We start from the raw sequence: 15461 nt of genomic DNA on the forward strand, positions 1-15461 counted from the left end.
TAGACTATTGTCCGATTGAAATCCTCTATTTAAAACGACACAGCCAAAGCACTGATGAGCATGCCAGCCAAAAAGCCCGCAATAAAATCAAAAACTAACCGCAGCCAGCCCAACAAAAATACCCGTTGGCCCCATCGACCACGCCCAGCAGCTCGCGCCAAAAATGTAGCCAAGCCGCAAGTCAGCCTCGCGGATACGCGGGTGGTGTTGTTCAATAAACCGTTTGATGTGCTGTGTCAGTTCACCGATGAGCAAGGTCGGCAAACACTGAAAGATTTTATCGCGATCAAAGATATCTACGCCGCTGGCCGCCTTGACCGTGACAGCGAAGGTTTGTTGCTGCTGACCAATAACGGTCAGCTGCAGGCAAAACTCACCGAACCGAAGAAACACACCTATAAAACCTACTGGGTGCAAGTTGAGGGTGATGTCAGCGCGAGTGCCATTAGTGCATTGGAACACGGCGTTGAGCTAAAAGATGGCATGACCTTACCGGCAAAAGTGCAGCGTATTGAGGCACCTGATGTGTGGCCGCGCACGCCACCGATTCGTGAACGCGCCAATATTCCTACCACATGGCTGGCTATCTCTATTCGTGAAGGCCGCAACCGCCAAGTACGCCGCATGACGGCGCAGGTAGGTTTTCCCACGTTACGGCTGATCCGTTTTAGTATTGGTGATACTTCGTTAATGCAACCTGGTACCTTGATCGCTAACGGCGAATATTGCGAACTAAGCCCAAGCGAGATTGCTAAACTCATGCAAAGTTAACTGGCCAATTAACACAAGGAATTTGAGCATGGCTGAAAAACCACGTTATCGCCCCAATGTGACTGTGGCTTGTGTCATTGAAGCACAAGGTAAGTTTCTGCTGGTTGAAGAATGGATTAGCGACAAGCAGCAGTTCAATCAGCCTGCCGGACACTTAGAGGCGCACGAAAGTTTAGTGATGGCGTGCGAGCGCGAGATTTTAGAAGAAACCGGCTTAAGCCTGACGCCACAGGCGCTCGTGCGTATTGACCAGTTTTCTGCCAGCCCGGAGTTAGCATTCTTACGCTTTACCTTTTGCTGTTCGCTGGCCAATGCCCTGCCAAGCCAGCCACAAGATGCCGATATCACTGCGGCCCACTGGCTCAGCTACGCAGAAATTAGCGCCCGCCAGTCGCAACTGCGTAGCCCGTTAGTGCTCGATACCATTGATGCCTATTTGCGTGGGGAAAGGTTGCCACTCGAATGCTTAAATTCGCGCTTTCTGACATTAGCCCCAGCGGCCGATGCGTGCTAGAATACGCGCCCTAATAAAGTCGGGCGATTGGCCATTTTTAAGAACAAACTGTTCGAGTCGGTCGCTATTAATGTTTGCTGTTCAATGGTTGTTAGCCTCATATGAATTTTACTGATCCCAATCCATCCGCTAAAAAAGTCATCGTCGGTATGTCCGGTGGTGTTGATTCCTCCGTTTCTGCTTATCTGTTAAAGCAGCAAGGATATCAAGTGGAAGGCCTGTTCATGAAGAACTGGGAAGAAGACGATGACACTGAATATTGCTCAGCAGCCGAAGACTTGAAAGACGCCCAAGCGGTATGTGATCGCCTCGGTATCAAACTGCACACCGTTAACTTTGCTGCCGAATACTGGGACAATGTGTTCGAATACTTTTTGGCTGAATATAAAGCCGGTCGTACACCAAACCCAGACATCATGTGCAACAAAGAGATCAAATTTAAAGCGTTTCTCGACTTTGCCGAAGATATCCTCGACGCCGACTATATCGCCATGGGTCACTATGTCCGCCGTGGCGAACTGAATGGCAAAGCCACCCTGCTGCGTGGTGCCGACGGTAATAAAGATCAAAGCTACTTCCTCTATACTTTGAGCCATGAGCAAGTAGGCCGCAGCCTGTTCCCGGTGGGTGACTTAGAAAAACCTCGCGTGCGTGAAATCGCACTTGAACAAGGGTTAGTCACCGCTGCCAAAAAAGACAGCACCGGTATCTGCTTTATCGGCGAACGTAAATTTACTGAGTTCCTTGGCCGTTATCTGCCCGCACAACCCGGCGTAATTGAAACCGTTGACGGTGAAGCGATTGGTAAACACCAAGGGCTGATGTATCACACACTGGGCCAACGCAAAGGCCTTGGCATCGGCGGGATGAAAGACAGTAACGATGATCCTTGGTATGTGGTTGATAAAGATTTGACCCGTAACGTACTGATCGTGGCTCAAGGCGGCCATCACCCACGCTTGATGTCTAACGGTCTAATCGCCAATCAGCTCGATTGGGTGGACCGTGAAGGCCCAACGGCGGGTAGCCGCATTACCGTCAAAACCCGTTATCGCCAAGCTGACGTGCCTTGCCAAGTGCAATATAACGACGCCGGCGAGTTAGTGGTGACCTTTGACGAGCCGGTGGCAGCGGTAACTCCGGGGCAATCAGCAGTATTTTATGACGGTGAAGTCTGTCTTGGCGGTGGCATTATTGACCGCTTAATTAGAGAGTAAAGGACGCAATGGATAGTCTCGAAAACAGAACCATGGCGCTGGCTGCTACCCTGCAAGCCATCGCCCAAGTTCAGTATATTGCTCGTCACGGCGAAACCGACGAGCAGCAGTTGGCCGCAGCACTGAATACCATTTTAGTGACAGAACCCGATTCCATCGACGATATCTATCCAGACAAACAAGTGTTAGCCAATGGCTTTCGCTGGGTGCTTAATCAACTCGGCGATAGCCAACAAAAAGATGTCGAAGTCACCCGCTACTTAGTCGGTTTGTTGTCACTAGAACGCAAACTGAGCCGCAACAACGGCGCGCTGAATGTGCTGTCAGAGCGCATCAATCAAGTACATCGCCAACTGCAACACTTTACTATTACCGATGAACAAGTCATCAGTAACTTCGCCAGCATTTACAGCGACGTGATCAGTAACATTGGCCCGAAAATCCAAATTTCCGGCAACCCTCACGTGCTACAACAACCTTTAGTACAACATAAAATACGCGCCTTGTTGCTTGCAGCAATGCGCAGCGCCGTATTGTGGCGTCAGCTAGGTGGGAAACGCCGTCAACTGGTGTTCACCCGTAAAGCTATCGTCGATACCGCGACAAAATTCCTTACCCTACATTAAAAAACGAGTTCATCAAGGAGCTTACAATGGAACTTTCCGCACTGACTGCTATCTCCCCGGTTGACGGGCGCTATGGTAGTAAAACCACCGAGCTGCGGGGGATATTCAGCGAGTACGGTCTAACCAAGTATCGCGTACAAGTTGAGATCAACTGGTTGAAGCTGCTGTCTAGCTGCCCAGAAATCGAAGAAGTGCCGCCGTTTAGTGAAGCAGCGTTAGCACTACTTGATAGCATTCGCGACAACTTCAGTGTAGACGACGCACAGCGCGTAAAAACCATTGAAGCCACCACCAATCACGATGTGAAAGCGGTGGAGTACTTCATCAAAGAAAAAATCGCCGACAACGCAGAATTGAACGCTGTGGGTGAATTTGTGCACTTTGCTTGTACCTCAGAAGACATCAACAACCTGTCACACGGTTTGATGCTGACTGAAGCGCGTGACCATGTGCTGCTGCCGTACTTAAACAAAATTCTTGATGGCGTTAAAGCACTGGCGCACAGCTACAAAACTGTGCCATTGATGTCACGTACTCACGGCCAACCAGCCTCGCCTTCGACTTTGGGTAAAGAGATGGCCAACGTTGCCGTCCGTCTGGAACGTCAACTGAAGCAGATCGCTGCGGTTGAAATCATGGGTAAAATCAACGGTGCCGTAGGTAACTACAACGCGCACCTGTCTGCTTACCCAGAGGTTGACTGGCACGCACTGTCACAACGCTTTGTGACCAGCCTAGGTTTGAACTGGAACCCATACACCACCCAAATCGAGCCACACGATTACATTGCAGAGCTGTTCGATGCGGTTGCCCGTTTCAACACCATTTTGATCGACTTCGACCGTGACATCTGGGGCTACATCGCGCTGGGTCACTTCAAGCAAAAAACCATTGCGGGCGAAATCGGCTCATCAACTATGCCGCACAAAGTTAACCCAATCGACTTCGAAAACTCCGAAGGTAACTTGGGTATCGCCAACGCATTGATGCAACACTTGGCCAGCAAACTGCCCGTATCTCGCTGGCAGCGTGACCTGACCGACTCAACCGTGCTGCGTAACTTGGGCGTAGGTTTTGCCCACTCACTGGTTGCTTACCAAGCGACGTTGAAAGGCATCAGCAAGCTGGAAGTGAACGAACAGCACCTGCGTGACGAACTGGATCACAACTGGGAAGTATTGGCTGAGCCAGTACAAACCGTGATGCGTCGTTACGGCATCGAAAAGCCATACGAAAAACTGAAAGAATTAACTCGCGGCAAACGCATTGATGGTGCCCAGCTAGCCGCCTTTATCGACACTCTGGAACTGCCAGACGCGGTAAAAGCTGAGCTAAAACAGCTGACACCAGCAACATACATTGGCCGCGCCGAAGCCTTTGTTGACGACTTGAAATAAGCGTCACAGAACAAGACCTTGGGCGGGCACTTTTAGTGGCCGCCTTTTTCATTGTAGGAAGAGATATGTACCAACTCACGCTGGATAAGCAGGATTTCCTTAACAACATCTGGCAGAAAAAGCCGATGATTTTCCGTCAAGCGTTTAAGAACTTCGCCGACCCAATCGCGGCGGATGAACTGGCTGGCCTTGCTTGTGAAGAGGAAGTCGCATCACGTATCGTCGTTACCCAAAACGATGGTAAAGACTGGCAAGTCATCAACGGTCCGTTTGAAGATTACGACCAATACGGCGAAGAAAACTGGCAGCTGTTGGTACAAGCGGTTAACCATTGGTATCCAGACAGCCAACCTTTCGTGGAAGCGTTCCGCTTTCTGCCAGACTGGCGCTTTGACGATCTGATGGTGTCATTCGCCACGCCGGGCGGTGGCGTTGGCCCGCATATCGACCAATACGATGTGTTCATTATTCAAGGCGAAGGCCGTCGCCGCTGGACCGTTGGCGACATCGGCAGCCATCAACAACGTGGTGGTAACCTCACCTCACCGTTGATTGAAAACTTCAGCCCAATTATTGACGACATTTTAGAGCCGGGCGACATGCTGTACATTCCGCCAGGATTCCCACACCAAGGCTTTACCCTGACGTTGGCCTTGTCGTACTCCATCGGCTTCCGCGCGCCAAGTCAGCAGGAGTTGATGAGCCAAATGGCCGATTACCTGATTGATGAAAATATTGGTCATCGCCGTTTCACCTCCACTACCAATGCTGCAGGCAAAGGTGTGGTGGCGCAAGAGCAGCAACTTGGCATGATGGCACTGATTAAACAGTTAACCGAAGATCCGCAATATTACCAAACCATGTTGGGTAAACTGCTAAGTCAAAACCGCTTTGAGTTGGACATCTGTGAAGGCGAACCCGTCAGCGCAGCAGAACTAACTGATGCGATTGAAGATGGTGCCGTGCTAAAACGCATCGGCGGCTTGAAAGTACTGTTGCTGGAAAACGATCTGCAACCCCGCTTGTTTATCAATGGCGAAGCCTTTGCCTTTGATGCGGCCGATGCCGAGTTAGCCAAGCAGTTGAGCGATCAAACTGAATTTAGTGGTGATGCACTGCAAGCCCTGCATCAATCCGCCAGCCTACAAGCACTGTTGCTTGAGCTGTTGAAAAAAGGTTGGTTCTATCTAGCTGATGCCAACGAGTAGTTGGTTCAATGGCGCATCAGCTAATAAAAAACCGCTCTCGTGAGCGGTTTTTTTTAATCGACCAAATAACGCTTACAGGTTGTCAGCGTTTTCAGACAGGTAAGCAGCTACGCCGTCTGGGCTACCTTGCATACCTTTGTCGCCTTTGCTCCAACCAGCTGGGCAAACTTCGCCGTGCTCTTCGTGGAATTGCAGTGCGTCGATCATACGCAGCATTTCATCGATGTTACGACCCAGTGGCAGATCGTTCACTACTTGGTGACGAACTACGCCTTCTTTGTCGATCAGGAACGAACCACGGAAAGCTACGCCTGCTTCTGGGTGTTCAACATCGTATGCTTTGCAGATGTCGTGACGAGTGTCAGCAACCAAAGTGTATTTAACTGGGCCAATACCGCCTTTGTCTACTGGGGTGTTGCGCCATGCGTTGTGAGTGAATTGAGAGTCGATAGACACACCAATAACTTCTACACCGCGTTTTTTGAACTCTTCCAGACGATGATCAAAAGCGATCAACTCAGAAGGACATACGAAAGTGAAGTCGAGTGGGTAGAAAAAAACCACCGCTGGTTTGCCTTTGATTGCCGCAGTCAGATTGAAGCTATCAACAATTTCACCTGAACCCAGCACAGCTGCCGCAGTAAAGTCGGGAGCCGGACGGCCTACTAATACGCCCATTTTCTTTCCTCCATCTATGGATTGAGCAGTGAATAAAACATTCCGTTTTAACTACCCAAGCATTATAGGCGGTGGCCGCTAAGTAACAACCTATTTATGATCCATATCACTGTTTTTAGAGTGTTATTCAGACAAGTGATAACATTTGTCCCATGTAATCGATTGTGCCTTAAGCAACTCTGCGCTGCGGCTGTAACATATCCGTCACTTACGACTAGACAGCAGCCGTTCACTTGCCGACAATAGCCGTCCCCCATAAAGAACAACGATAAAACACAATATGAATGCTGTGGTGATTGCGGTCTGCCTGATGTTGGCAATGAGTATCGCGCGAATAAATGTGGTTATCGCCTTAACAGTCAGCGCTGTGGTCGCAGGTGTTGTTGGCGGTTTGAGTATTGACCAAACTGTGACGGCATTTAACGATGGCTTAGGTGGCGGCGCAAAAATAGCATTGAGCTATGCGCTGCTGGGCGCTTTTGCGGTAGCGTTATCACATTCAGGATTGACCAATTTGGTGTCATCCTCGGTGTTAAAATTTTTAGGCAAAGAACAGCAACAGCAAAGTAGTGGCATTGTGCGCTACGTGTTGATTGCCGCACTGGTTGCCATGTCGATCAGCTCGCAAAACATTTTGCCGATCCACATTGCCTTTATTCCAATTCTCATTCCACCGTTGCTACAACTGATGACCCGCTTGCAGCTGGATAGACGCTTAGTTGCTTGCTCGCTCACTTTTGGTCTAGTGACCACTTACATGGTGTTGCCTGTGGGGTTCGGCGGTATCTTCCTCAACGATATTTTGCTGACCAACCTCAATGAAAACGGCCTATCACTGACATCAGCCGATGTTCCCAGCGCCATGTTGATCCCTGCGATGGGCATGGTCTTGGGCTTATTAGTCGCAATATTTATCTCTTACCGTAAGCCACGCCAGTACCATGAATCCAAAGAGTTCACCGCTACCGTCGCAGCCAAGGTCAGCAAAAAAGATTTAGCCATCGCTATCCTCGCCATTGTGGCAACGTTAGCAGTGCAGCTACGCACTGACTCAATGATTTTTGGCGCGTTGGTCGGCTTTATCATCTTTAGTTTTTCTGGCGCATTGAAGCAGGTAGATAAAGATGACGTGTTTACCCGTGGCACCAAGATGATGGCCAGCATCGGCTTTATTATGATTGCCGCCAGTGGCTTTGCCGCAGTAGTGGATGCCACCGGCCAAGTGGCAACGTTAGTAAAGACTCTCGGTGAAGTGATTGGTGACAACAAAGGCTTGGCAGCATTTTTGATGTTGGTAGTGGGCTTGCTGATCACTATGGGCATCGGCTCGTCGTTTTCGACCATCCCGATTATTGCCACTATCTATGTCCCGTTGGCACTACACTTTGGCTTTTCCAGCACCGCTGTTGTGGCGTTAGTGGGCACCGCAGCAGCCTTGGGCGATGCTGGCTCACCGGCATCCGATTCGACCCTTGGCCCAACCGCAGGTTTGAACGTGGATGGACAGCATGACCATATTCGCGACAGCGTGATCCCCACTTTTATTCACTACAACATTCCGTTGCTAATTTTCGGCTGGATTGCCGCCATGGTGCTGTAAACGCATGAGTGAATGTTAACCATTAAAAAAGCCCGCATTGCGGGCTTTTTCATTCATCCGAATGATAAATTATTTGGTACCGAAGATCTTGTCGCCCGCATCACCCAGCCCCGGCAGAATGTAACCGTGTTCATTCAAACAACGGTCGACAGAGGCACAATACAGCTCGATGTCAGGATGCGCAGCTTCCAACGCTTTGATGCCTTCTGGCGCGGCCACTAAGACCAAGGCTTTGATGTTGGTACAGCCACGAGCTTTGAGCAGATCAACAGTAGCAATCATTGAGCCACCAGTAGCCAGCATTGGGTCAACCACCAATGCCAAACGCTCTTGCAAATCACTGGCAAATTTTTCGAAATATGGCACAGGCTCTAAAGTTTCTTCATCGCGGTACATACCGACCACGGAAATACGTGCACTTGGAATGTTTTCCAATACACCGTCCATCATCCCCAAACCAGCACGTAAAATGGGTACTACGGTGACCTTTTTCCCTTTGATCTGATCAACTTCCACGGGACCATTCCAGCCATCAATGGTCACACGTTCTGTCACAAAATCCGCAGTTGCCTCGTAGGTTAACAAGTTGCCCACTTCAGACGCCAGTTCACGAAAACGTTTGGTGCTGATATCGCCTTCGCGCATCAAACCTATTTTGTGACGGACTAATGGGTGTTTAACCTCAACAACTTTCATGGTAACTCTCCTGAACTATCTCGCGGGTTTGGCACAGACAAGCGTTGAAACTCGGCTGTGACAGGCAAATTTGTGCAAGTTTAGTAGATTTGACCTAAGTGGAAAACATAAAGTTTTGTTTATCAGTCAATTCGTGAGCCCTATCCGGTTAGGGATGCGCCACGTTTCGCTTTCGACCCCATCCTCAAGCTGATAGAATACCGCCGCATAATATTCATATACCCTGTACCCGAGAGGATCAAGTGAGTACTCCTACCCCACTGAGCTACAAAGACGCCGGTGTCGATATCGATGCGGGCAACGCCTTGGTTGATAACATCAAATCTGTTGTTAAGCGCACCCACCGCCCTGAAGTCATGGGGAATCTGGGGGGCTTCGGAGCCCTGTGCGAATTACCTACCAAATATAAACACCCTGTACTGGTATCAGGTACCGACGGTGTTGGCACTAAGCTGCGTTTAGCCATCGACTATAAAAAGCATGACAGCGTAGGTATCGACTTGGTTGCCATGTGTGTGAACGATTTGATTGTTCAGGGTGCAGAACCGCTGTTTTTCCTCGATTATTACGCTACTGGTAAGCTGGACGTAGAAGCCGCAACTGCTGTAGTAACGGGTATAGGCGAAGGTTGTCATCAATCAGGCTGCGCCTTGATTGGTGGCGAAACTGCTGAAATGCCTGGCATGTACGAAGGCGCTGATTACGACTTAGCGGGCTTCTGTGTGGGCGTGGTTGAAAAAGCAGACATCATCGACGGTTCAAAAGTGGCCGCTGGCGATGCACTGATTGCACTGGGTTCTTCTGGCCCGCACTCCAACGGCTATTCACTTATCCGTAAAGTGCTGGAAGTTAGCCAAGCTAACCCGCAACAAGATCTGGCTGGTAAGCCACTGATTGAACACCTGCTCGAACCCACCAAAATCTACGTGAAATCTGTGCTCGACCTGATCGAAAAACACGATATCCACGCACTGGCTCATATCACTGGCGGCGGCTTCTGGGAAAATATCCCGCGTGTACTGCCTGACAATGCCAAAGCGGTTATCAAAGGTGATTCATGGCAATGGCCGGTGGTCTTTGACTGGTTGATGAGCGCTGGCAACATTGAAAAGTACGAAATGTACCGCACCTTCAACTGTGGTGTGGGTATGGTTATCGCCCTGCCAGCTGACCAAGTTGACGCCGCTATAGCCCTGCTAAACAGCCACGGTGAAAAAGCATGGCACATCGGCGCCATCGCCACTCGCGCTGATAACGAAGCGGCAGTGGAGATCATCTAATGTCGAAATTGTGTCGCGTCGTGGTACTGATCTCTGGCAACGGCAGCAACCTGCAAGCCATTATTGACCAGAGCAGCAAAGCGCCTTATCAAGTTGTGGGTGTTATCACAAATAAGGCTGACGCTTACGGTATTCAACGTGCAGCTGAGGCAGATATTGCGACAAGCACTGTGCTTGCCCAAACTGGTGAATCACGCGACCAATACGACCAACGCTTACAGCAAGCCATCGACAGCTATGAGCCTGATTTAATCGTGTTGGCTGGCTTTATGCGCATTTTGAGTGACGACTTGGTACAACGGTATCAAGGTAAAATGCTCAATGTGCATCCATCACTGCTACCACGCTTTACTGGCTTAAATACCCACCAACGCGCCATTGATGCTGGTGACAGCGAACATGGCGCCAGTGTGCATTTTGTGGTGCAAGAGTTAGATGCCGGCCCGGTGATCCTACAAGCCAAAGTGCCAGTGTTTGATGATGACACCGCCGAGTTATTGGCCGCCCGCGTGCATGAGCAGGAACATGCCATTTACCCGCTAGTGGTCAAATGGTTCGCTGAAGGTCGCTTAACAATGACTGACGACGTAGCGCTACTTGATGGCAATCAACTCGCTGCCCATGGCTACGCTGCTGATTAAATTAAAGAAACATTCATAAAAAGGAGCCTCGTGCTCCTTTTTTTATGCGTGCTTTCATAGTTTAATAAAATAGTCGATTACACCATTGCAATTGTATGATAATTATCTTTGAATAGTGGCAGTTTATATAAACGATGAGATGGGCATGAAAAATATTATCTGTGACATTGATGGCGTGCTGATGCACGACAACAAGCTGATCCCTGGCAGTGAGAAGTTTATCGCCCGGGTACTGGAACAAGGCAACCCACTAGTTGTACTGACGAACAACCCTGCCCAAACCGGCAAAGACCTGCAGAACCGTTTAGCATCTGCTGGTTATCCATTAATTCCTGAAGAGTGTTTTTACAGCTCTGCTATGGCGACCGCTGCGTTCTTGAAACAGCAAGCAGGCACCACGGGTGCCAAAGCCTATGTGATTGGCGAAGGTGCGCTGACTCATGAACTGTATAACGCGGGCTTCACCATTACCGACATCAACCCTGATTTTGTTATCGTTGGTGAAACTAAAACCTTTAACTGGGACATGATCCACAAAGCGGCGCGCTTTGTCGCAAACGGGGCGCGCTTTATTGCAACCAACCCAGACACTCACGGCCCTAACTACTCACCAGGTTGTGGTGCATTGTGTGCGCCAATTGAGGTGATTTCTGGCCGTAAGCCGTTCTTTGTGGGTAAACCAAGTTCATTGATCATTCGCTCAGCGTTGAATCATATGGGCGCTCATTCAGAAGATACCGTCATCATCGGTGACAATATGCGTACCGACATTCTGGCGGGCTTCCAATCTGGGTTAGAAACCATTTTGGTGTTGAGTGGTGTCACCAAACCTGAAGATATTGAACGCGAACCCTTCCGGCCGAACCACGTGTTCCGCTGTGCCGGCGAAATCGATATCGTTTAACCCGCCTGACAACAACAAACCCGCCGCTTTGGCGGGTTTGCTTTTTAAGCCCCTTAGAAACACAAAGTAACATTCTATTCACAATCTCACATTGAATAGCTGCTACCATGCAGCCATTCAATCATTCGCCCAACATGCAGGACTTTTTATGCGGTTATTGACGTCTTTAGGCACCGCGGTGTTACTCCTTGGTTGCCAACAAGCGCCCTCTCCTTCTCCTCTAGCAAACTTTGACGAACAGCTTTATCGGCAAGATCTCAAAACCTTATCTTCCGATGCATTCGAAGGCCGAGCGCCAATGACTCATGGCGAACAGATGACGCTCGATTACCTGAGCAACGCCTTTAAAGAGATGGGGCTAACACCCACTGTTGACGGTAGCTACTTACAAAAAGTACTGATGGTGAATTACGAAGCTGACGAGCAGCAACAAGTCACCTTAGCCGGACTGCCGCTACAATACCGCAAGGACATTGTGCTCAACGCGCATAACAAAGTTGATCATGTCGCAATTGAAAATGCACCGCTAGTATTTGTGGGTTATGGCATTAATGCGCCCGAATACCAGTGGAACGATTATCAAGGGCTGGATATGCATGGCAAAATCGCCATCATCATGATTAATGATCCCGGCTTTGCTCAGCCAGAATCGGGTAAGTTCAACGGTAAAGCGATGACTTACTATGGCCGCTGGACCTACAAATATGAAGAAGCCAGCCGTCAAGGTGCTCTCGGTGCCATTATTATTCACGACACCGCACCAGCCTCTTATCCTTGGTCGGTGGTGGAACATAGCTGGACCGGACCACAGCAAGATTTGGTCACTAAGCAAGATGATTACCGAGTAGCCGTTGAAGGTTGGATGACTCGCGATGCCGCACAAAAAGTGTTTGCAGCTTCGGGGTTAACCCTAGATACCGCTATGAAACGCGCGGCACATAAAGCCATTCAACTGCCATTAGAACAAACGGCAAGTATCGCGTTCCGCAATAGTGTGTATTACGCCGACAGCTACAACGTAGTAGCAACGCTTGAAGGAACCAGTGCCAAAGACGAGCATATATTGCTAACGGGTCATTGGGATCATTTAGGTAAAGATGACAACTTGGAAGGCGACCAGATTTTCAACGGTGCAATGGATAATGCCACTGGCGTCGCCGGAATATTGGCTATCGCCCGCCAGTTAAACGATGCCGCTAAAGCAGGTAAGCCACTAAAACGTTCAGTGACCTTTGTGGTCACCACCGGCGAAGAGCAAGGCCTGCTTGGCTCACGCTATTATGCTGACAATCCGATTTACCCATTAGCACAAACAGTGGGCGTGTTTAACCTCGACAGTACCAATATCTATGGTCGTACCAAAGATGTCACCATTGTCGGTAAAGGCAAGTCAGAGCTAGAGCAGTATATTGAGCAAGCGGCTAAAATGCTGGGCCGCGAAGCCAAACCTGAGTCCCACCCAGAAGCTGGCGGCTACTTTCGCTCAGATCACTTCAGTTTTGCCAAACTGGGGGTTCCCGCCGTATACGTTGCTGGTGGCAGCGAGCCAATAGATGCTACAACTGCCGCTTACAAAGAACGCATGCAGCAAACCATGAACGGTTGCTATCACAACACTTGTGACGAATACCATGAAGATTGGGACCTTTCCGGCACCTTGGATGATTTGCAACTGCATTATCAGGCAATCCGCGCTTTGGGTGACAGTGACGCCAAACCGGGCTACTACCAAGGCACCGAGTTTTACTCACTTCGACCAGCCAGCGGCATTAAACTCTAATCCGCAGGCTCAATAGAACAGTTGGGCTCTGCTATTGCCAACTGTTCTGGAGAGGTGCGAACAACTCTTCGCAACACGCTGGATTTGTAAGCCAAAACCGTCAGCTAACGCAGCAACGCGTTAGCTGACGAATCACCATAGGGCAACGCAGATTACGTACGGGACTTAATTCCACCTTTACTCGCTCATTAAATAACCGATTAAAATTAAAGTGTTTTCTGGTCACATTTTTGTTGTACTGTGACACCATTACATTTTCACTAAAATCGCCCGCCCCAATAAAACAAAAATAGAAACTCATCAGAAATTCGTTATATTTTTTGATGAATATTTATTTTTTAGCTTTTATTGATAAATTAGACACGCATAAAAAGCCAATTTTGATCAACATAATATAAAAATTAACCTTGCTTTTTCAGCGTATGCTGGCAAAGTAACCTGCATATTGTTTTGTGATTGCCCGGAGTTTTTTCTTATGTGTTCGATTTTTGCCATTCTTGATATTCAGTCTGATGCGGCGTCACTGCGGCAAGTTGCCCTAGAAATGTCCAAACTCATGCGTCACCGCGGCCCAGATTGGTCCGGTATCTACACCTCGGATAAAGCGATTCTAGTGCACGAGCGTTTAGCCATTGTCGATATTGAGCACGGCGCACAACCGCTGTATAGCGAAGACGGCAGCATAGTGTTAGCGGTGAATGGCGAAATCTACAACCACAAAGAATTGAAAGCTAAATTGGGTGATAAATACCGCTACCAAACCAACTCTGACTGCGAAGTGATTCTGGCGCTGTACCAAGAATACGGTTGTGAGTTTCTCGACATGCTCAACGGCATCTTTGCCTTCGTGTTGTATGACGAGAAAAAACAACAATTCCTGATTGGTCGTGACCATATCGGCATTATCCCGCTATATACCGGTCGCGATGCTGCGGGTAACTTCTATGTCGCATCAGAAATGAAAGCCTTGATGCCAGTATGTAAAACCGTTGAAGTGTTCAAACCAGGCCAGTATTTCTTGAGTGGCGCTGCTGCACCGGTGACCTACTATCAACGCGAATGGCGTGACTACGACGCCGTTAAAGACAACGCGGCCAGTGTTGCAGAGCTGCGTAGCGCGCTGGAGGCCGCAGTAAAACGCCAATTGATGTCAGACGTACCTTACGGCGTACTGCTTTCCGGTGGTTTAGATTCCTCGGTGATCTCGGCGATCACCCAGACGTTTGCTAAACATCGTATTGAAGATAACGACCAATCTAACGCATGGTGGCCACAACTGCACTCATTCGCGGTTGGTTTAAAAGGCGCGCCAGATCTGATTGCCGCCCAAAAAGTGGCGGATGCCATTGGCACTATCCACCATGAAATTAACTTCACCTTCCAAGAAGGTTTAGATGCCATCAAAGACGTGATTTATCACTTGGAAACTTACGACGTCACCACCATTCGTGCAGCCACACCTATGTATTTGATGGCACGTAAAATCAAAGCCATGGGCATCAAAATGGTGTTGTCGGGTGAAGGTTCTGATGAGTTATTTGGCGGCTATTTGTACTTCCATAAAGCGCCAAACGCTCAAGCATTCCATGAAGAATTGATCCGTAAGCTAGATAAACTGAACCTGTACGATTGCCTGCGCGCCAACAAAGCGATGGCGGCTTGGGGCTTGGAAGCACGTGTGCCCTTCCTCGACAAAGAATTTATGGATGTGGCGATGCGCCTCAACCCACAAGCGAAAATGTCTGGCAACGGTAAAATTGAGAAGCATATTCTGCGCGAAGCATTTGAGCATGCATTGCCCGCCGAAGTGGCATGGCGTCAAAAAGAACAATTCAGCGATGGTGTAGGTTATTCGTGGATTGATGGCTTAAAAGCACACGCCGCAGAACTGGTCGATGATAAAGAGCTGGCGAATGCGCATTTCCGCTTCCCTTACAACACGCCAGAAACCAAAGAAGCGTATTTCTACCGCTGTTTCTTTGAAGAGCTGTTCCCACTGGAGTCTGCGGCACAAACGGTACCGGGCGGCAAATCGGTAGCCTGCTCAACACCCGAAGCTCTGGCTTGGGATGCAAGCTTCCAAACGATGGCAGATCCTTCGGGTCGTTCGGTGCGTTCTGTACACGCTGATGCCTACTAATCCCTTGTA

Annotated in this window: 14 protein-coding genes; 12 read left to right on the top strand and 2 right to left on the bottom strand. The window is 49.2% G+C overall.

The genetic code is table 11. The features are described 5' to 3' along the window. The first annotated feature begins 60 nt into the window (after positions 1-60). From L9G74_RS09350 to L9G74_RS09375, 6 genes are all read left to right on the top strand, one after another. The gene (locus tag L9G74_RS09350) at positions 61-771 is read left to right on the top strand and encodes a pseudouridine synthase (protein ID WP_238896047.1); all 711 of its coding nucleotides are present in this window, start codon (positions 61-63) and stop codon (positions 769-771) included. 28 nt (positions 772-799) lie between these two features. Continuing rightward, the gene (locus tag L9G74_RS09355) at positions 800-1285 is read left to right on the top strand and encodes an NUDIX hydrolase (RefSeq protein WP_238896048.1); all 486 of its coding nucleotides are present in this window, start codon (positions 800-802) and stop codon (positions 1283-1285) included. Positions 1286-1386: 101 nt separating this feature from the next. Further along, positions 1387-2502, top strand: coding sequence for a tRNA 2-thiouridine(34) synthase MnmA (mnmA, locus tag L9G74_RS09360; RefSeq protein ID WP_238896049.1), 1116 nt, complete (start codon positions 1387-1389; stop codon positions 2500-2502). A gap of 8 nt (positions 2503-2510) precedes the next feature. After that, a complete protein-coding gene (hflD, locus tag L9G74_RS09365; protein ID WP_238896050.1) occupies positions 2511-3128 on the top strand; it encodes a high frequency lysogenization protein HflD in 618 nt (205 codons plus the stop codon). A gap of 26 nt (positions 3129-3154) precedes the next feature. Then, positions 3155-4525, top strand: coding sequence for an adenylosuccinate lyase (gene purB / locus L9G74_RS09370; protein ID WP_238896051.1), 1371 nt, complete (start codon positions 3155-3157; stop codon positions 4523-4525). Between the two features lie 65 nt (positions 4526-4590). Then, complete coding sequence (locus L9G74_RS09375; RefSeq protein WP_238896052.1) at positions 4591-5733, top strand: ribosomal protein uL16 3-hydroxylase; 1143 nt, start codon at positions 4591-4593, stop codon at positions 5731-5733. A gap of 72 nt (positions 5734-5805) precedes the next feature. On the opposite strand, the gene L9G74_RS09380 is transcribed toward L9G74_RS09375, so the two are convergent. Next, positions 5806-6411, bottom strand: coding sequence for a peroxiredoxin (locus tag L9G74_RS09380; RefSeq protein ID WP_238896053.1), 606 nt, complete (start codon positions 6409-6411; stop codon positions 5806-5808). Between the two features lie 280 nt (positions 6412-6691). On the opposite strand from L9G74_RS09380, the gene L9G74_RS09385 reads away from it, so the two are divergent. Next, positions 6692-8011: a Na+/H+ antiporter family protein gene (locus L9G74_RS09385; RefSeq protein WP_238896054.1), complete on the top strand. Its 1320-nt coding sequence runs from the start codon at positions 6692-6694 to the stop codon at positions 8009-8011. A 69-nt stretch (positions 8012-8080) separates the two neighbouring features. Here L9G74_RS09385 and upp read toward each other — a convergent pair whose 3' ends face one another. Then, entirely contained in the window at positions 8081-8707 is a 627-nt protein-coding gene (gene upp, locus L9G74_RS09390; RefSeq protein WP_238896055.1) for a uracil phosphoribosyltransferase, read from the bottom strand. A gap of 242 nt (positions 8708-8949) precedes the next feature. Here upp and purM point away from each other — a divergent pair, with 242 nt between their 5' ends. From purM to asnB, 5 genes are all read left to right on the top strand, one after another. Beyond that, entirely contained in the window at positions 8950-9987 is a 1038-nt protein-coding gene (gene purM, locus L9G74_RS09395) for a phosphoribosylformylglycinamidine cyclo-ligase (protein WP_238896056.1), read from the top strand. Then, a complete protein-coding gene (purN, locus tag L9G74_RS09400) occupies positions 9987-10628 on the top strand; it encodes a phosphoribosylglycinamide formyltransferase (protein ID WP_238896057.1) in 642 nt (213 codons plus the stop codon). Before purM ends, purN begins: the two co-directional genes overlap by 1 nt. Before the next feature lie 145 nt (positions 10629-10773). Next, the gene (locus L9G74_RS09405; RefSeq protein WP_275297336.1) at positions 10774-11532 is read left to right on the top strand and encodes an HAD-IIA family hydrolase; all 759 of its coding nucleotides are present in this window, start codon (positions 10774-10776) and stop codon (positions 11530-11532) included. Between the two features lie 148 nt (positions 11533-11680). Beyond that, positions 11681-13312 (top strand): M28 family metallopeptidase, encoded by a 1632-nt coding sequence (locus tag L9G74_RS09410; protein ID WP_238896058.1) that lies wholly within the window; start codon positions 11681-11683, stop codon positions 13310-13312. Between the two features lie 475 nt (positions 13313-13787). After that, positions 13788-15452, top strand: coding sequence for an asparagine synthase B (gene asnB / locus L9G74_RS09415; RefSeq protein ID WP_238896059.1), 1665 nt, complete (start codon positions 13788-13790; stop codon positions 15450-15452). The last annotated feature ends 9 nt before the right edge of the window (positions 15453-15461 follow it).

The organism is Shewanella electrica (assembly GCF_022321485.1).
Classification (GTDB): domain Bacteria; phylum Pseudomonadota; class Gammaproteobacteria; order Enterobacterales; family Shewanellaceae; genus Shewanella; species Shewanella electrica.